This window comes from Nocardioides pakistanensis, from assembly GCF_054781215.1.
Window position 1 is genome coordinate 221,045 of the sequence record NZ_BAAGUV010000002.1, and the last position, 18,768, is coordinate 239,812.

The window sequence follows — 18,768 nt, forward strand, 5'->3', positions numbered from 1 at the left end:
GGGTCGTCAAGGGGTACAGTGGCCCGGAGATCATGGTCATTCCCACTCATTTTCTTCGATCCGAGTGGTCAGGTCGGCTTCCTCGAAGGAGTCGAGATGTCGCTTCTCCCGCCGTCCCCGGCCGCGCCACGGCGTCGTGACGGCCGCACCAGGCTGCTCGACGAGCTCGCCCTGCGCGGGTCGGCGAGCCGGGCCGAGCTGGCGCGGGCGACCGGCCTGGCGCCGTCGACGGTCACCAGCCTGGTCGCCGCGCTGCTCCGCGAGGGCGTGGTCCGCGAGATCGAGTCCACCGGCCCCGCGGGGGTGGGACGGCCCGGCCAGCGGCTGACCCTGGGCCGGGGCGCCGGTGTCGTGGTCGGCGTGGACCTCGGCCGCCGGCACCTGAAGGTGGCCGTCGCCGACCTGTCGCACTCGATCCTCGCGCGCACCGAGGTCGCCAAGTCCGTCGACCAGAACGCCGCCGCGGACATCGAGGTGATCCGCGAGCAGTTCCGGGCCGCGCTCGTCGCCGCCGGGGTCACCGCCGACGAGGTCCTGGCGCTGGGGATGGGACTGCCCGGACCGGTGCACACCTCCGGGGAGCTCGGCGACTCGACGATCCTGCCCGGCTGGGTGGGCGTGCGCGCAGCCGAGGCGCTCGAGGAGGCGCTCGGGATGCCGGTGAGCGTCGACAACGACGCGAACCTCGGCGCGCTCAGCGAGTCCAAGTGGGGAGCAGGTGCTGCGGTCCGGGACCTGGTCTACCTGAAGGTGTCCACGGGCATCGGCGCCGGGCTGGTCATCGACGGCCGGCTGTTCCGTGGCGCCGGCCACACCGCCGGGGAGATCGGGCACACGGTGATCGACCCGGGCGGCCCGGTCTGCCGGTGCGGCAACCGGGGTTGCCTGGAGATGTACGCCGGGTCCGCGGCGATCCTGGCCGCCCTCCAGCCGACCCACCCCGACGTGACGGACCTGGCCGGAGCGGTCCGCTGTGCCACGGAGGGGGACGCCGGCTGCCGCCGGGTGATCGCCGACGCGGGCCGGTCGATCGGCAGCGCCCTCGCCACACTGTGCAACCTGGTCAACCCGGCCCGGATCATCGTCGGCGGCACCCTCGGGGAGGCCGGCGAGATCCTGCTCGAGCCGATGCGCGGCTCGCTCCGCCGGGGCGCGGTCCGCTCGGCCGCCCACGACGTCGAGATCGTCTGTGCCTCGCTGGGCCACGACGCCGAGCTGATGGGCGCGATCGCGCTGGCGCTCGAGCGGGCGGAGGTCCGCCTCTGATCGCTGCCCCACGGACCGCGTCTTACACCGTGCTGTGGACGCTTCCCACGGGGTCTGCCGCGTGTGGAGCGTCCGTAACCCCGCGTTACACGGGTGTGGGCTCAGCCGCGGCCGGACTCGGTGTACGACGGGCCGCCGCCTCGTGTGCTGGCCAGGGCGGACTCGATCCGCCGGGCCGTGAAGTCGGCGCACCGCTCGTAGACCTGCTCCAGCGTGCAGAACTCCGCCGTCCGGATCTCGCGCGGCTGCGGCACGACCTGGCTGACGATCGAGGGATCGTGGACGCCGCCGTCGAAGACCAGGCAGATCGCGTCGTCCCAGCCGCTCCACGACGGCAGCCAGTCGGTGAGCAGCAGCGGGCCCGCAGTGACCTCGAGGGCGAGCTCCTCGCACACCTCCCGGCTGACCGCGACCTGCGGCGACTCGTGGACCTCCACGACGCCGCCGGGCAGGTCCCAGTCCTCCTTGTAGGTCAGCCGGCACAGCAGCACCCGGTCCTCGGGGTCACGCACCAGCATCTGTGCGATCGCCCGCTTGCGCGGCAGGAACGAGTTCAGCAGCTCGCGGAACCCGGCCGGCTCGGTGATCGGGGGATCGGTGGCGAGCCGGGCGAACAGCACCCGGTCGGTTCGCCCGTCGCCGACCACGCCGTGCCCGCGGATCACGCCCTCGCGGCGCAGGCCCGACCGGGTCGCGACGCGCATCGCCCGCTCGTTCGCCTCGTCGACGTAGGCCTCGACGCGGGCCAGGCGCAACGCCCGGAAAGAGTAGTCGATCAGCAGGTTCACCCCGCGGGTGGCCAGCCCTCGTCCGGTGTGGGCGGGCGAGAGCTCCCAGGTCAGCCGGCCGATCTGGTCGGGGCCGACGGTGACGCAGACCGCGCCGACCTCGTCCTCGCCGTGGACGACGTCGAACAGGTGCACGCCCTGCCCGGACCCGTGCTGGCCGCCCCGTGGCCTGAGCACGACAGTGCCGTCGGTCAGCTCTCCCTGGTCAGCCACGCTCTCACCTTAGCCAGCGCAGCCCGCAGGTCCGTCGTACCGCCCGGGGCCGCAGACGCCGACCGCGGCGCGCTGCCGGCGAGCTGCTCCCGACCCCGCGTCAGGCCGGCGGGGTCGACGGGGCGAAAGGGTCGGCGGCCCCGGTGTCCTCCGCAGCTGTCTGCGCGACCGGGTCCTGCCCGACCGGGTCGGGCTCGGCCGGGGTCAGCCACAGGGCGCCGAGCGGAGGCAGGCTGATCGTCGCCGACGCCGGCTGGCCGTGCCACGGAGTCTCCTCGGCGAGCACCGAGCCCATGTTGCCCACGCCGGAGCCGGAGTAGACGTCGGCGTCGGTGTTGAGCAGCTCGGTCCACCGACCTGCCTGGGGCAGTCCCACTCGGTAGCCGTGGTGCGGGACGGCCGAGAAGTTCACGATGCACGCCAGCTGCGGACCACCCTCGGCCGATCCGGTCGACGGGTCGGCGCCGCGGCGCAGGAAGCTGAAGACGTTGTTGCTCGCGTCGTTGGCGTCGATCCACGCGAAGCCGGCCTCGTCCTGGTCCAGCGACCACAGGGCCGGGTGCTCGGCGTAGATCCGGTTCATGTCACGGATCAGGCCCTGCACGCCGCGGTGGTCGGCGTTCTCGAGCAGCCACCAGTCGAGCTCGCGGCTCTCGGCCCACTCGGACTCCTGGCCGAACTCCGAGCCCATGAACAGCAGCTGCTTGCCCGGGTGGGCCCACATGAACGCGAGGTAGGCACGCAGGTTGGCCAGCTGGCGCCAGCGGTCGCCGGGCATCTTGCGCAGCAGCGAGCCCTTGCCGTGCACGACCTCGTCGTGGCTGATCGGCAGGATGTAGTTCTCGGAGTAGGCGTAGACCATCGAGAAGGTCATCTGGTGGTGGTGGTACTGCCGGTGGACCGGGTCGTTCTGGATGTAGCCGAGGCTGTCGTGCATCCAGCCCATGTTCCACTTGAAGCCGAAGCCGAGCCCGCCGAGATGTGTCGCCCGGGTGACTCCGGGCCACGACGTGGACTCCTCGGCGATCGTGATCGCGCCGGGCACCCGCCGGTAGCAGGTGGCGTTCATCTCCTGGAGGAACTGCACCGCCTCGAGGTTCTCCCGGCCGCCGTACACGTTCGGCGTCCACTGCCCGTCCTCACGGGAGTAGTCCAGGTAGAGCATCGAGGCCACGGCGTCGACGCGCAGGCCGTCGATGTGGAACTCCTCCAGCCAGTACAGCGCGTTGGCCACCAGGAAGTTGCGGACCTCCTTGCGGCCGAAGTTGAACACGTAGGTGCCCCAGTCGGGGTGCTCGCCGCGGGACGGGTTGGGGTCCTCGTACAGCGGGGTGCCGTCGAACCGGGCGAGGGCGAACTCGTCCTTGGGGAAGTGCGCGGGGACCCAGTCGACGATCACGCCGATCCCGCCCTGGTGCAGCCGGTCGACGAGGTAGCGGAAGCCGTCGGGGTCGCCGAAACGCGACGTGGGTGCGTAGTACGACGTGACCTGGTAGCCCCACGAGCCGCCGAACGGGTGCTCCATCACCGGCAGGAACTCCACGTGCGTGAAGCCGAGCTCCTGCAGGTAGGGCACGAGCTCGTCGGCGATCTCGGCGTAGGTGTAGGGGCGGCCGTCGTAGTGCTTCTTCCACGAGCCGAGGTGCATCTCGTAGACCGACATCGGCTGCTGGTGCTGGTCGGTGCGACGGGCGCGCTCGGTCATCCAGGTGTCGTCGCCCCAGCTGTAGCCGGACTCGAAGACGACCGAGGACGTGTGCGGCGGGACCTCGGTGTGGAACGCCATCGGGTCGGCCTTCTCGCGCCACTGCCCGTCGGCGCCGAGGATCGCGAACTTGTAGCGGGTGCCCCCGCCGACGTCGGGGACGAACAGCTCCCAGATGCCGGAGGTGCCCATCTGCCGCATCGGGTGCTCGCGGCCGTCCCAGTCGTTGAAGTCGCCCTTGAGCCGGACCCCGCGGGCGTGCGGCGCCCAGACCGCGAACGAGGTCCCCTTGATCGGCCCGGTCGGGCTGTCGTAGGTGCGGATGTGGGAGCCGAGCACCTTCCACAGCTCCTCGTGGCGGCCCTCGTTGATCAGGTGCAGGTCCATCTCGCCGAGGGTGGGCAGGTAGCGGTAGGCGTCGTCGACGCGGCGCGGCTCGCTGCCGGCGTAGGCGACCTCGAGCCGGTAGTCGGGCACCTCGGGTACGTCGAGCACGCCGACCCAGATCCCGCCGTGCTCGTGCTGCAGCGGCATCGACCCGCCGTCGTGCACGACCTTGACCGAGTCGGCGAGCGGGCGGAGCACGCGCACGGTGACCGCCCCGTCGTGCGGGTGGGCACCGAGCACGGCGTGCGGGTCGCCGTGCTCCCCGGCCACGATCTGGTCGAGGATGTGGCGGTCGAGGGGCAGGGCGGTGGCAGTGCTCATCGGTCGCTGTCCTCCTGGGAGTGGTCGTCGGACTCGGAGCCGCTCGTCAGCCGGGCGATCCCCGCGAGCGGGATGCCGAGCCAGGTCGGGCGGTTGCGGGCCTCGTACACGGCCTCGTAGACGGCCTTGTCGGCCTCGTAGGCCCGCAGCAGCGTCCGCTCGACCGGCTCGAGCCGTGCGGCCGCCTCGTCGGTCGTACCCTCTCCGTCGCCGAGGTAACCGGCGAGGAAGGCGTTGCGGTTGCGCTCGGACCACTCGTGGGCGCGGTAGGCGATCTGCGGGCTGGGCTCCTCGATGTCGGCCTCGACGACCCGCGCGGCGTAGTCGAAGGAGCGGAGCATCCCCGCCACGTCGCGCCACCGCGAGTCCGGCCGGACCCGCTCGTGCAGCGGCTTGGCCGGCTCGCCCTCGAAGTCGACGATCTTCCAGCCCCGGCTCGTGCGCAGCGTCTGGCCGAGGTGGTAGTCGGCGTGGATCCGCTGGACCTGCACGGGCTCGTCGATCTCGGCAACCGCCCGGAAGATCTCCGCGAGCGGCTCACGGCAGGACTCCAGCGCCTCGACCGTGGCGACGGCGTCGTCGAGCCGGCGCAGCATGTCCGCCGACAGTGCGCGCAGCTGCTCGGCGCCCCACGTCTCGGTGGGGAACTCGTGGGCGAGGGCCTCGTGCACCTCGGCGGTGGCCATCCCCAGGCGGGCCGCCTCGCCGGCGAAGTCCCCGCCGACCTCGTCGGCGTGCAGGTCGGCCTCGGCGAACAGGTCGCGGACGCTGGCCAGGGCCAGGTCCCAGCCGTCACTGGCGGTGCGCAGCAGCTGCTGCAGCATGGCCAGCTGCAGCGGCTCGGAGCCGGGTCCCTCGCCGGGGACCTCGAGCCAGCCGTAGAGGGCCGCGACGTGGTCGCTCTCGGCGCGGGTGAGGGCCTCATGGATCTCGATGTCGGGGTTGCGGCCCGGGGTGACCTTGCGGAACACCTTCATCAAGGCGTCCTCGCCGAAGCGGACCGAGGAGTTGCTCTGCTCGCCGGAGAACAGCGAGGAGTGCGCCTCCAGGTCGAGCTCCCGGCCCTCGAGCAGGTGGAACTCGAGGTCGTCGGTGCGCTGCCGGCGGGCGAACGCGGAGAGCCACTGCTGCAGGGCGTAGCGGTCGTGCACGGCGTCGTAGACGTGGACCTCGCCGAGCTCCGCGTCCTCCCAGGTGCCGATCAGCGCATGGGCGATCCGTTCCTGCGCGGTGGGGTAGTAGGCCAGCGGCAGCTGGTAGAGCTCGGTCTGCGCCTGCTCCGCCGACCCCGTGGCCGAGGGGAAGGACACCGTGACCAGCTCGACGCGGGCGTGCGGGGCGTCGGGGCCCGGCTGCGGGTCGATCCAGCCCAGCCGCCGTACGCCGGTCACCTCCATGTCGCGGCCCTTCCCGCCGAACCAGCGGGCCTCGCCGATGTAGGCCGCGAGGTCGGTCAGGACGCGCTCGTCGACGTCGCTCACGGCGTCACCTCCAGCTGCTTGGCCGGCTGCGGGAGCCGGAACCAGTAGAAGCCGTAGGCGCCGAGGGTGAGCAGGTAGGGCAGCTCGCCGATCTGCGGGAAGCGCACACCGCCGAGGAGCTCGATCGGCTCCACGCCCTCCCAGCGCCGCAGGTCCAGCTCGACCGGCTGCGGGAACCGGGAGAGGTTGTTCACGCACAGCACCGAGTCGACGCTGCCGTCGGGGGCGACGTACTCGCGGACGTAGCTGAGCACGCTGGGGTTCGAGCCGCCGAGGTCGATGAAGTCGCCCAGCCCGAACGCCTCGTGCTTCTTGCGGGCGTGGATCATCCGCCGCGTCCAGTGCAGCAGCGAGGAGGCGTTCTCCAGCTCGGTCTCGACGTTGACCCGCTGGTAGCCGAAGACCGGGTCCTGGATCACCGGCAGGTGCAGCTTGCCGGGGGTGGCCACCGAGAAGCCGGCGTTGCGGTCGGGGGTCCACTGCATCGGGGTGCGCACGCCGTCGCGGTCACCGAGCCAGATGTTGTCGCCCATCCCGATCTCGTCGCCGTAGTACAGCATCGGCGCTCCCGGCAGGGACAGCAGGAGCGCGGTGAACAGCTCCATCTGGTTGACGTCGTTGTCCAGCAGCGGGGCGAGCCGGCGCCGGATCCCGATGTTCGCCTTCATCCGGGGGTCCTTGGCGTACTCCCCCCACATGTAGTCGCGGTCCTCGTCGGTGACCATCTCGAGGGTCAGCTCGTCGTGGTTGCGCAGGAAGATGCCCCACTGGGCGTTGGCCGGGATCGGCGGGGTCTGCTCGAGGATCTCCGAGATCGGGAACCGCGACTCCCGGCGGACCGCCATGAAGATGCGCGGCATGACCGGGAAGTGGAAGCACATGTGGCACTCGTCGCCGCCCTTGTCGAAGTCGCCGAAGTAGTCGACGACGTCGGCCGGCCACTGGTTCGCCTCGGCGAGGAGCACCTTGTCGGGGTAGTGCTCGTCGACGTACGCCCGGACCTTCTTGAGGAACTCGTGGGTCTCCTTGAGGTTCTCGCCGTTGGTGCCGGGCCGTTCGTAGAGGTAGGGGACGGCGTCGAGCCGGAAGCCGTCGATGCCCATGTCGAGCCAGAACGACAACGCGTCCAGCATCGCCTCGTGGACCTTGGGGTTGTCGAAGTTCAGGTCCGGCTGGTGGGAGAAGAACCGGTGCCAGAAGTACTGCTGCCGCACCGGGTCCCAGGTCCAGTTCGACGGCTCGGTGTCGACGAAGATGATCCGGGCCTCTTCGTAGAGCTCGTCGGTGTCGGACCACACGTAGAAGTCGCCGTACGGCCCGTCGGGGTCGTTGCGGCTGGCCTGGAACCACGGGTGCTGGTCGGAGGTGTGGTTCATGACGAAGTCGATGATCACGCGCATCCCGCGGGCGTGGGCGGCGTCGAGGAACTCGTGGAAGTCGTCGATCGTGCCGACCTCGGGCTGGATGCCGGTGTAGTCGGCCACGTCGTAGCCGCCGTCGCGCAGCGGCGAGGTGTAGAACGGCGGCACCCACAGGCAGTCCACGCCGAGCCACTCGAGGTAGTCGAGCTTCTCGGTCAGGCCCTTGAAGTCACCGACCCCGTCGCCGTTGGAGTCCTTGAAGGAGCGGACCAGGACCTCGTAGAACACCGCCTTCTTGAACCAGTCGGGCTCGTGGGCGGGCAGCCCCTCCGCGGTCTCGGGCATCTGCCCGGAGTGCGTCGCCGACTCTGTCTGAGCCTGGGTCTGGGGCTGGGTCACAGGTAGGGCCTCCGAACCGTGAAGATGTGGGCGGGCTGATGGTGGGGGTCGAGCCGCACGTAGTTGTGCTCTCCCCACGTCCACGAGTCGCCGGTCAGCTCGTCGTGGACGACGAAGCGGTCGTGCCAGTCCATACCCAGCGCCGCCATGTTCAGGTGCACGGTGGTCTCGCGGGTGGCGTGCGGATCGACGTTGACCACCACCAGCATGAGGTCGTCCTCGTGACGGCCGTCGGCGGGGCCCTTGGCGAACTTGCTGAACACCAGGATCGACTCGTCGTCGGCGTGGTGGATGGTCAGGTTGCGCAGCAGCTGGAGCGCGGGGTGCTGGCGCCGGATCTCGTTGAGCCGGGTGATATAGGGCGCCAGCGTGCGGCCGGAGGCCTCGGCGCCCTCCCAGTCGCGGATCCGGATCTGGTACTTCTCCGAGTCGAGGTACTCCTCGCTGCCCGGCTTCACCGCGACGTGCTCGAACAGCTCGAAGCCGGCGTACACGCCCCAGGTCGGCGAGGCGGTCGCCGCGATCGTCGCCCGGATCTTGAAGGCCGCCGGGCCGCCGTACTGCAGGTAGGCGTGCAGGATGTCGGGGGTGTTCACGAACAGGTTCGGCCGCAGCACGTGGCTGGTCTCGTGGGACAGCTCGGTGAGGTACTGCTCGAGCTCCCACTTGGCGTTGCGCCAGGTGAAGTACGTGTAGGACTGGTGGAAGCCGACCGTCGCCAGGGTCCGCATCATCGCCGGCTTGGTGAACGCCTCGGACAGGAACAGCACGTCCGGGTCGGTCTTCTGCACCTCGGTGAGCAGCCAGTCCCAGAACTGCACCGGCTTGGTATGCGGGTTGTCGACCCGGAAGATCCGCACCCCGTGCGACATCCAGAGGCGTACGACGCGCAGCACCTCGTGGTAGATCCCCTCGGGGTCGTTGTCGAAGTTGATCGGGTAGATGTCCTGGTACTTCTTCGGCGGGTTCTCGGCGTAGGCGATCGAGCCGTCGGCGCGGGTGGTGAACCACTCCGGGTGGCTCTTGACCCACGGGTGGTCGGGCGCCGCCTGCAGGGCGAGGTCGAGCGCCACCTCGAGGTCGAGCTCGCGGGCCCGGGCGACGAAGTCGTCGAAGTCCTCGAACGTGCCCAGGTCCGGGTGGATCGCGTCGTGGCCGCCCTCGTCGGAGCCGATCGCCCACGGCGAGCCCGGGTCGCCCTCCTCGGTGACCAGCGTGTTGTTGGGGCCCTTGCGGTTGACCTTGCCGATCGGGTGGATCGGCGGCAGGTAGACCACGTCGAAGCCCATCTCCGCGACCGCGTCGAGCCGCTTCGCCGCGGTGCGGAAGTTGCCCGAGACGACCTTGCCGGTCTTCTCGTCGACGTAGGCGCCCTCGCTGCGCGGGAAGAACTCGTACCAGCTGCCGTAGAGCGCGCGGGGGCGGTCGACGTACAGCTTGTAGGGGCCCTCGCTGGTGACCAGGTCGCGCAGCGGGTGCCGATCGAGGATGTCGTCTATCGCGTGCGAGACCGCGGCCGCGTAGCGCACGTCGTTGGGCCGGCTGATGTCCTGCATCGCGGTGATCGCGTCGTCGATCACCCGCTGGTCGGCGGCGGTCTGCGCCTTCGGGTCCGCGGGGAGGTTGTCGCGCACCCGCTTCAGCAGCAGCACGCCCTCGGCGAACATCAGCTCGACGTCGATCTCGGCGGGGATCTTGATCTCGGCGTTGTGCCGCCAGGTGGCGATCGGGTCGGACCAGCCCTCGACCGCGAACGTCCAGGCGCCCTCGCGGTCGGCAGAGACCTCCGCGCGCCACAGGTCGGGCTCCTCGGGGTCCTTGGTCATCCGGACCCAGGGACGGCGCTTGCCGTCGGGGTCGGTGAGCACCACGTCGGCGTTGAGGGCGTCGTGACCCTCGCGGAAGACGAGTGCGGTGACCTCGAAGGGCTCGCCCACGACGGCCTTGGCCGGGTAGCGGCCGAGGTCCACGACAGGGGCGACGTCCATGATGGGAATGCGTCCGACCATGTGCCCAATCTGTCCGATCGGGACCACCTCTGCAAGTAAGGGTTGGATCGTTCCAGAGTGGGTACGGGACCCGGTTCGCCGGGCCTCCCAATTTCTCAAGTTAACGTGAGAAACCGGCGCTCTGCATGGGTTGTAACCCGTGCAAAGCGCCGGTTCCTCTAGTTAACGTGGGAATTGTCCAGCGGGGTCAGTTGCGGTTGAACACCTGGAGCTCCGCGGCGCGGACCGAGAGGTCGCGGTCGGAGGCCGCCTTGCAGTCGGTGTCGTTGAGCGGGTCGTTGTCCTGCTCACCGGCGTAGCCCGCGTAGCCCGTGCACTGGTTCTCCAGCGCGACCAGGCGCACGTGCGTGGCCGGGGTGTCGGGTACGTCGAACGAACGCAGGTTCAGGTTCGGGGCGACCGGACGAGGCCGTGCACCGGGGAACGCGTTGGCCTTGCTGGTGAAGATCCGCTTCCACTTCGCCTTCGCCGTGCCGCAGCCGCTGGAGCACACCTCGATCGCGAACGACCGGAGCGCGGTGAACCGGCTGCCGGAGTCCGGGTCGCTGGTGTCGTCGCCGGCCGGGCGCAGCATCGCGCTGACATTCACCCGGCGCACCACCTGCCGACCGCCGGCGAGGTCCACCACGACGTAGGGGCTCGCGCCCTTCGCGTCGACGCTCTCGGTCTCGTTGACGCCGGCCCAGTTGGTGGCCTCGGTGTCGTCGATCAGCGCGTCGGCGTTGATCGAGCCGGCGCTGGAGCCGACCACCTTGGCGCCGGCGTGCTTGGAGGCCAGGTTGCGGGCCGCCCGCACGACCACGGTCTGCCGCTTGCCGGGCTTGACGGTGAACCGGGCCCGGTGCAGACCAGCGCCGTTGCCCTGGAACAGCAGGTCGTAGCGCCCGGGGGCGAACCTCACCGTGTCGCCGAGCTTGGTCTTGCGCAGCGTGTCCGCGACCGGGGTGACCCGGGCCTCGTAGTGGCCGACGAAGAACTTGCCGGCCAGCGGACGGCGGCCGTCCTTGGCGACGAACCGCACGCTGCCCGAGCGCAGGCCGGGAGCCTGGTAGCCGGGCCGCGGCTCGTGGGAGTCGGCGTCGGGGGTGCGAGCGTCGACGCCCATGCCGTTGCTCGCGTACGCCGCCCACAGCGTCCGCTGGTTGGCACCGCCGAAGCGCATCCGGTCAGCGGCGAGCATCGCGTCGCGGGCGTCGAGCATGCTGGTCGCGCCCTGCTGGAGCAGGAACGAGTCGAACATCAGCTGCACCCAGCGCCGGTTGCCGGGGCACCGGTCGGCCGGCAGCGGGCCGGTGTTCGAGGTGCCGATCGCGCAACGACGCTGCAGCGTCTTGTTGCTCGCCGGGAAGCGCTTGTTGTACTTGCGCACCAGAGCCTGGCGCACGTCGTACTGCACGGCGTTCCAGATCTCACCGTCGGCGTGCACCTCCGGGCCGGTGCTGTCGAAGCCGTAGTCGCCGTACTGCAGCGGGTTCCGGTTGATCGGGTAGTCGCGGATGCCGGCCTGCTTGTTGCCGGTGGCGTACGGGCCGACCGCCCACGGGTTGGAGCCGGTGGGGTAGCTGTGCGAGATCAGGTACTCCGCGGCGACCAGGTCGCCCCAGGACTCGCCCATCGCGCCACCCTGCTCGGAGGTGATGCCCTCGTCGGGACCGCCGATCATCCGGTTGGTGGTCGCGTGGGTGTACTCGTGGCCGATGATGCTCATGTCGAGGCCACCGTCGGTGCAGGGGGAGTAGAACGCCGCGGCGATCGGCTGGAACAGGTACTGGTTGGTGATCCCGGGGATGCCGTCCTGCAGCGTGATCTGGTTGGCGTTGTCGCGGCCGAGGCCGGTCAGCGCCATGTGGCCGCTGATCGCGCCGGCCTGGGCGTCGCCGACCTCCGGGTCGTTCTCGGCGAGCGGGTTCGGGTTGCCGCCGAGGTTGCGCACCTGCATGTTGTAGTTCTCCTCGGTGAAGCCGAGGAAGTACGAGTAGTCGTGCATCCGGTTGTGCGCGACGAACAGGTTGGTCACCGAGGCGTCGATGTCGTTGCCGCCGGGGACCAGGTTGGCCGGGTCGCACTTGCTGTTCTGCCAGGCGTCGGTGAACTCCGGCGTGTAGCTGCGCTCCGGGGAGACCGGGCCCTGCGCGCCACCGGGCGTCAGCGGCGACAGCCAGGCCTCACGGGTGACCGCGTTGTTGCCGAGGGTCGTCATGGTCGGCAGGCCGGTGACGAAGTCGAAGTCCCAGGGCGCCCGGGAGGCGAGGTTCTTCAGCTCGCCGGGGCTGCAGCCCTCGGCCTGGTCCCAGCACTCGGTGACCCGGTTGCCCGGCACGTGCTCGGTGGAGAAGTTCAGCTCCGGATTGGCGGTGAAGTAGCTCCACCGCGGGGGGTACGGCGCCCCCACGGCCGGCGCCTCGCTGTCGGACGTGGCGATCGTGCCGACGTACTCACCGGGCGCGGTGAACGGGACCGTCGGTGCGTCGAACGGGCACACCTCGGCGCTGTAGGTGCCGGCCGGGATCCGCTCGGCGGTGTACGTCGCGGTCTCGGGGCTGGTGAGCAGGTCACCGCTGGTCAGCAGCTCGCCGTCCGGGGCGTAGATCTTGATCACGATGTCGTTGGCGGGGTTGACCGCGGTCGCGGCGACGACGATCTGCTTGGTCTTGTCGTCGGTGATCTCGAACTCGTGGCGCGGGCCGCAGGCCTCGGCGGTGATCGCGCCCTGGATCGGAGTGGCGCCCTCGCTCGCGGTCGCAGTGAGGTGCTCGACCTTGTTCTCGCGGTGCAGGATCTTGCCGCTGGCGGCGTCGACCATCAGCGTGTAGGCCAGAGCGGCGCCGCCCTGGGAGTCGACGACGTTGGTCTCGAACACCGGCCGCACGGTGCCGTCGGCGAGCGCCAGCGCCCGCAGCCGCACCTGCTGCTCCTGGGCGAAGCCGGCCACCTTCAGCCGGGTCCAGCCGGACCGGAGGGTGTCGGTGATCTTGGTCAGCGGGGTTTCCCGGCCGACGCTGGTGGCGGCGATCTGCCAGGCCTGGACCGGCGTGAGCCGCGCCGCCTCCGGGGTCGCCTTGGCGCGCACCAGGGAGGAGGAGACGTAGACGATCCGGCCGTCCGCGACACCGACGGTCACCATGCTGCCGATCGCCGCAGGCAGCTTGCCGAACCGCTGCCGGAACAGCACTGCACGGGCGTCGCTGTCGGCCAGCTTCTGGCTCGAGACCAGCTCCAGCGCGGCGACCTGACCGCTGTCGAGGCCGAAGGCCGCCCGGTGGCGCTGCAGCCAGGCGCGGGCCGCGGCGACCTCGTCGGTGCCCGTCGCCGCCCCGAGGTCGCCCTTGGCGGGCAGGATCGAGGACGGGGTGCCGAAGCGGTTCCACCGGACGGCCGCGCCGAGCGTGCCCGCCGCCTTGCGCTGGGCCGCGGTCGGCAGGACCGAGCCGCGCAGGTCGAGGTCGGGCAGGCCGAGCGGGGAGTCGCCCCACGTGGTGAGCAGGCCGTCGGTGACCTTCTTCACCCCGCCGGCGGCCGCCTCGGCCAGGGCGGCGGGCAGCGACGGGTCGGCGGTGGTGGGGGAGCCGGTGGTCGGCGAGCCGGTGGCCGGCAGCTGGGTGAGGCCGAGGATGACGGCTGCAGCTGCCAGCGCCGAACCGGCTCGGGCGCTTCGGGGGCTCAAGGGCATGGGTGTGCCTCTCGCGGTGGGACGGTGGTCGTGGCGACCCGGGATGCCCCTTCCAACGCGGGCCGGACGGCAGGGTTACGCATGACCTTGGTCCGGACCGGTGCCCCGAAGGTGTTTGGAACGATCCATTCTCGGTATGGTCCTTCGTTGTGAAAGCCATTCGTCGATTCACCGTCCGCCCCGTCCTGCCCGAGCGCCTCGCCCCGCTCGGCGACCTGGTCCAGAACCTCCGCTGGTCCTGGCATCCGGAGACGCAGGACATCTTCGCCGCGATCGACCCCGACGCCTGGGCCTCGTGCGGGCACGACCCGGTGCGCCTGCTGGGCGGCGTCTCGGTGGAGCGGCTCGAGGAGCTGGTCCACGACCAGGAGTTCCTCGGCCGGCTCGACGCGGCGCACGCCGACCTCCAGCAGTACCTGACCGGCGAGCGCTGGTACCAGTCCCTCGGGGCGGAGGCGCCGGCCTCGATCGCGTACTTCTCACCGGAGTTCGGCATCACCGCGGTGCTGCCGCAGTACTCCGGCGGCCTGGGCATCCTGGCCGGCGACCACCTCAAGACCGCCAGCGACCTCGGCATCCCGATCGTCGGCGTCGGCCTGCTCTACCGGCACGGCTACTTCCAGCAGTCGCTGTCGCCGGAGGCCTGGCAGGAGGAGACCTATCCGGTCGTCGACCCCGACGGGCTGCCGCTGTCGGTGCTCCGCGAGGAGGACGGTACGCCGGCGCAGGTGACCGTCGGACTCCCCGGCGGCGACCAGCTCACCGCCCGGATCTGGGTCGCCCAGGTCGGCCGGGTGCCGCTGCTGATGCTCGACTCCGACGTCGAGGAGAACACCGAGATCCTCCGCGACGTGACCGACCGGCTCTACGGCGGCAACACCGAGCACCGGCTGCGCCAGGAGATGCTGCTCGGGATCGGTGGCGTCCGGGCGCTGCGGGTCTACTCCCGGATCACCGGTGCTCCCGCGCCCGAGGTGTTCCACACCAACGAGGGCCACGCCGGCTTCCTCGGCCTCGAGCGGATCCGCGAGCTCACCGAGGGCCCCGCGGCGCTCGACTTCGACACCGCCCTCGAGGTCTCCCGCGCCGGCACGGTGTTCACCACGCACACCCCGGTGCCCGCGGGCATCGACCGGTTCCCCCGGGAGCTGGTCGAGCAGTACTTCGGCGGAGACAACGCCTGCCACGGCGTGCCGATCGAGAACATCCTGGCGCTGGGCACCGAGGACTACGAGGGCGGCGACCCGGCGGTGTTCAACATGGCCGTGATGGGGCTGCGCCTGGCCCAGCGGGCCAACGGCGTCTCCCAGCTGCACGGCAAGGTCAGCCGGCGGATGTTCGGTGGCCTGTGGCCCGACTTCGACGCCGACGAACGCCCGATCGCCTCGATCACCAACGGCGTGCACGCCCCGACCTGGGTGGCGCGCGAGGTGTTCGGCCTGGCCCGCGAAGCCGGCGTCGACGTCGCCACGGCACAGCCCGACGAGATCTTCATGGCCGCCGACAAGATCGCCCCGGAGCGGATCTGGGAGACCAAGCGCCAGCTGCGCCAGCGGCTCGTCGACGACGCACGGCGCCGGCTGTCGGAGTCGTGGCAGCACCGCGGCGCGGCCCCGGCCGAGCTGAAGTGGATCGACTCCGCGCTCGACCCCGACGTGCTCACGATCGGGTTCGCGCGCCGCGTCCCGTCGTACAAGCGGCTCACGCTGATGCTGCGCGACCCCGAGCGGCTCAAGCGGATCCTGCTGCACCCCGAGCGGCCGGTGCAGCTGGTGATCGCGGGCAAGGCGCACCCCGCCGACGAGGGCGGCAAGCGGCTGATCCAGGAGATCGTGCGGTTCTCCGACGACCCGGAGGTGCGCCACCGGATCGTGTTCCTGCCCAACTACGACATCTCGATGGCGCAGCCGCTCTACCCCGGCTGCGACGTGTGGCTGAACAACCCGCTGCGTCCCTATGAGGCGTGCGGCACCTCGGGGATGAAGGCCGCGCTGAACGGCGGGCTGAACCTGTCGATCCTCGACGGCTGGTGGGACGAGTGGTACGACGGCCACAACGGCTGGGCGATCCCCTCGGCCGACGGGGTCGAGGACGAGCACCGTCGCGACGACCTCGAGGCGACCGCGCTGTACGACCTGATCGAGAACGAGGTCGCCCCGCGGTTCTACGACCACGACGAGCAGGGCGTGCCGATCCGGTGGATCGAGATGGTCCGGCACACGCTGAAGTCGCTCGGGCCCAAGGTGATCTCGACGCGGATGCTGCGCGACTACGTCGAGCAGCTCTACACCCCGTCGGCGAACACCTCGCGGGCGCTCAACCACGACTACGCCGGTGCTCGCGACCTGGCCGAGTGGAAGCACCGGGTCGCCGGCGCGTGGCAGGGCGTCGCGATCGACCACGTCGACTCCAGCGGCGTCGGGGACACCCCGGAGATCGGGCAGACGCTGACCCTGTCGGTCTACGTCTCGCTCGGGGAGCTCTCGCCCGACGACGTCGAGGTGCAGGTGGTGCACGGCCGGATCCGGTTCGACGACGAGCTGGTCGACACCCACGCCGAGCCGCTGCAGCTGGCCGAGACCTACGAGGGCGGGCGGCACCGCTACGAGGGGTCGGTGGCGCTGAAGCAGACCGGTCCGTTCGGCTACACCACCCGGATCCTGCCGCGGCACGAGGCGCTGGCCTCTCCGGCCGAGCTCGGGTTCGTGGTCGACCCCTGATCGACGTACGGCGCGGCCGGGGGCACGTCCAGCGGGACGAGCCCCCGGCCGTCTACTTCCGCGGTGCTGTGGACGCTTCGCACGCCTCACGCCGCGTGTGAAGCGTCGGTAACCCCGCGTTACAGCGGGGAGGCGGGGGGCCGGGCCGGGGTGCCCGGTCAGATCTGGCGGATGACCAGCATCGACCGGGCCGCGATGTCGATCACGTCGCCGGCCGCGACTTGCTCGCCGACGTGGTGGCCCTCGTCGGTGCTGAGCACGACCTCGCCGGCCTTGACCCAGTCCTGGTCGGGCAGCGCGACGACGCCCGGCTCGGGGTGGGCGTTGAACCAGATCAGGAACGACGCGTCGTGCAGCTGCTCGCCGTACGGCCCCGGGGCCCGCAGCGGGTCGCCGGAGAGGAACATCCCGAACTGGTGCAGCCGGGGGTCGGACCAGTCGGCGTCGGTCATCTCCCGGCCGGCCGGGTGGATCCAGGCCAGGTCCTTGGGCCCGCCGGGGACCGTCGGCCGGCCCTCGAGGTAGTGCCGTTGCCGCAGCGCGGGGTGCTCGCGCCGCAGCCGGAGCACGGTCTTGGTCACCTCGTAGATGTCGAGCCAGGCGTCGTCGGGACGCCAGTCCATCCAGGAGATCTCGTTGTCCTGGGTGTAGGCGTTGTTGTTGCCGCGCTGGGTGCGGCCGCGCTCGTCGCCGGCGGTGATCATCGGCACGCCGTTGCTCAGACACAGCGTCGCGATCAGGTTCGCCGCCTGCCGCCGCCGCAGCGCGATGATCTCCGGGTCGTCGGTCTCGCCCTCGACCCCGCAGTTCCAGGACCGGTTGTTGTCGGTGCCGTCGCGGTTGTCCTCGCCGTTGGCCTCGTTGTGCTTGTGGTTGTAGGAGACCAGGTCGCGCAGGGTGAACCCGTCGTGCGCGGTGATGAAGTTGACCGAGGCGTAGGGCAGCCGGCCGTCGTCGGCGTACAGGTCGCTGGAGCCGGCGATCCGCGAGGCCACCTCGGCGATGCCGCCGGACTGCAGCCGCCAGAAGTCGCGGATCGTGTCGCGGTACTTGTCGTTCCACTCGCACCACGGCGGCGGGAAGTTGCCGACCTGGTAGCCGTCCATGCTGGCGTCCCACGGCTCGGCGATCAGCTTCACGTTGCGCAGCACCGGGTCCTGGCCGACGGCGGTCAGGAAGTTCGCGCCCATGTCGACGGTGAGCCGGGTGCGGGTCAGCGCCGGGGTGAGGTCGAAGCGGAACCCGTCGACGTGCATCTCGGTGACCCAGTAGCGCAGCGAGTCGAGGATCATCCGCAGTGGCTGCGGGCGTGAGGCGTTCACGGTGTTGCCGCAGCCGGTGACGTCCCAGTACGTCGCCGGGTCGTGCACCGGGTCGACGCGCTTGTAGTAGCCGCGGTCGTCGAGCCCACGGAAGCTGAGCGTCGGGCCGAGCGGGCCGCCCTCGGCGGTGTGGTTGTAGACCACGTCGAGGATCACCTCGAGGCCGGCGGCGTGGAAGGCCTTGACCATCGCCTTGAACTCCGAGACCTGCTGGCCGAGGTCGCCGCTGGAGCTGTAGGCGTTGTGCGGGGCGAAGAACCCGATCGAGTTGTAGCCCCAGTAGTTCACCAGACCGCGCTCGGCGAGCGCCGGCTCGGAGACGAACTGGTGGATCGGGAGCAGCTCGACGGTGGTGATCCCGAGGTCCTTGAGGTAGTCGACCACCGCCGGGGTCGCGAGGCCGGCGTAGGTGCCGCGCAGGTGCTCGGGCACCCGGTCGTGCAGCTGGGTGAACCCCTTGACGTGCAGCTCGTAGATGACGGTGTCGGTCAGCTTGTAGTGCGGCCGCACCCACTGGTCGTCGCCCCAGTCGAACTCGTCGTGCACGACGACGCTCTTGGCCATGTACGGCGCCGAGTCGTGGTCGTTGAGCGTGTGCTCCTTCGCGGCGCGGACCGCCTTGTCGTCCTCGGGGTCGGGGAGGACGTAGCTGAAGATCTCCGGCCCGGGTACGACGGTCCCGCTGATCGCGCGAGCGTAGGGGTCGAGCAGCAGCTTGTGGGGGTTGAACCGCAGTCCGTTCGCGGGGTCCCACGGGCCCTCGGCGCGGAACCCGTAGCGCTGGCCGACCGGGACACCGGGGACCGCGCCGTGCCAGATGCCGAGGGTGCGCTCGGTGAGCTCGTGACGGCGCTCGACCTCGCCGTACTCGTCGGCGTCGAACAGGCTCACCCAGACCCGGGTCGCCTCGGGGGCGTAGACCGCGAAGTTGGTGGCGTCGGGCGACCAGGTGGCACCGAGCGGCTCGTGCTGGCCGGGCCACACGGCCGTCTCGTCCTGCTCCTCGGACCACACTCGCGGGTTCACGGGCACCATTCTCTCCGACCCTTGGGGGGACAAACCGGACAACGGGCGGGGTCGTCATCCACCTGTGACCCACGGCGCCCCCGGGCCACCTCCCGCACCC

General features: G+C 70.7%; 9 protein-coding genes. 2 read left to right on the plus strand and 7 right to left on the minus strand.

All coding sequences use genetic code 11. The annotated features are described in order from the left end of the window. The first annotated feature begins 96 nt into the window (after positions 1-96). Entirely contained in the window at positions 97-1,266 is a 1,170-nt protein-coding gene (locus ACYVIH_RS01175; RefSeq protein ID WP_460865005.1) for an ROK family transcriptional regulator, read from the plus strand. A gap of 101 nt (positions 1,267-1,367) precedes the next feature. Here ACYVIH_RS01175 and ACYVIH_RS01180 read toward each other — a convergent pair whose 3' ends face one another. From ACYVIH_RS01180 to ACYVIH_RS01205, 6 genes are all read right to left on the minus strand, one after another. Further along, positions 1,368-2,267, minus strand: coding sequence for an NUDIX hydrolase (locus ACYVIH_RS01180; RefSeq protein WP_460865008.1), 900 nt, complete (start codon positions 2,265-2,267; stop codon positions 1,368-1,370). A 100-nt stretch (positions 2,268-2,367) separates the two neighbouring features. Next, positions 2,368-4,680 carry a 1,4-alpha-glucan branching protein GlgB gene (gene glgB / locus ACYVIH_RS01185; RefSeq protein ID WP_460865011.1) on the minus strand — a complete coding sequence of 771 codons (2,313 nt, stop codon included), beginning with the start codon at positions 4,678-4,680 and terminating at the stop codon, positions 2,368-2,370. Next, positions 4,677-6,161, minus strand: a complete 1,485-nt coding sequence (locus ACYVIH_RS01190; RefSeq protein ID WP_460865013.1) for a maltokinase N-terminal cap-like domain-containing protein — start codon at positions 6,159-6,161, stop codon at positions 4,677-4,679. The genes glgB and ACYVIH_RS01190 overlap by 4 nt, the downstream gene beginning before the upstream one ends. Next, the gene (gene treS / locus ACYVIH_RS01195) at positions 6,158-7,867 is read right to left on the minus strand and encodes a maltose alpha-D-glucosyltransferase (protein WP_460865014.1); all 1,710 of its coding nucleotides are present in this window, start codon (positions 7,865-7,867) and stop codon (positions 6,158-6,160) included. Before treS ends, ACYVIH_RS01190 begins: the two co-directional genes overlap by 4 nt. A gap of 50 nt (positions 7,868-7,917) precedes the next feature. Continuing rightward, positions 7,918-9,930 (minus strand): alpha-1,4-glucan--maltose-1-phosphate maltosyltransferase, encoded by a 2,013-nt coding sequence (locus tag ACYVIH_RS01200; protein ID WP_460865016.1) that lies wholly within the window; start codon positions 9,928-9,930, stop codon positions 7,918-7,920. Positions 9,931-10,117: 187 nt separating this feature from the next. Continuing rightward, on the minus strand, positions 10,118-13,600 hold the full coding sequence (locus tag ACYVIH_RS01205; protein WP_460865018.1) for a M36 family metallopeptidase: 3,483 nt from the start codon (positions 13,598-13,600) through the stop codon (positions 10,118-10,120). Positions 13,601-13,749: 149 nt separating this feature from the next. On the opposite strand from ACYVIH_RS01205, the gene glgP reads away from it, so the two are divergent. Beyond that, positions 13,750-16,320 (plus strand): alpha-glucan family phosphorylase, encoded by a 2,571-nt coding sequence (gene glgP, locus ACYVIH_RS01210; protein ID WP_460865020.1) that lies wholly within the window; start codon positions 13,750-13,752, stop codon positions 16,318-16,320. A 158-nt stretch (positions 16,321-16,478) separates the two neighbouring features. Here glgP and glgX read toward each other — a convergent pair whose 3' ends face one another. Beyond that, positions 16,479-18,668, minus strand: a complete 2,190-nt coding sequence (gene glgX, locus ACYVIH_RS01215; RefSeq protein WP_460865022.1) for a glycogen debranching protein GlgX — start codon at positions 18,666-18,668, stop codon at positions 16,479-16,481. Positions 18,669-18,768 lie beyond the last annotated feature (100 nt).

What these genes read in the sequence shown, in the direction of transcription:
- glgB (WP_460865011.1), bottom strand. Translation starts at nt 4,680, where the DNA reads ATGAGCACTGCCACCGCCCTGCCCCTCGACCGCCACATCCTCGACCAG.
- treS (WP_460865014.1), bottom strand. Translation starts at nt 7,867, where the DNA reads ATGCCCGAGACCGCGGAGGGGCTGCCCGCCCACGAGCCCGACTGGTTC.
- ACYVIH_RS01205 (WP_460865018.1), bottom strand. Translation starts at nt 13,600, where the DNA reads ATGCCCTTGAGCCCCCGAAGCGCCCGAGCCGGTTCGGCGCTGGCAGCT.
- ACYVIH_RS01200 (WP_460865016.1), bottom strand. Translation starts at nt 9,930, where the DNA reads ATGGTCGGACGCATTCCCATCATGGACGTCGCCCCTGTCGTGGACCTC.
- ACYVIH_RS01175 (WP_460865005.1), top strand. Translation starts at nt 97, where the DNA reads ATGTCGCTTCTCCCGCCGTCCCCGGCCGCGCCACGGCGTCGTGACGGC.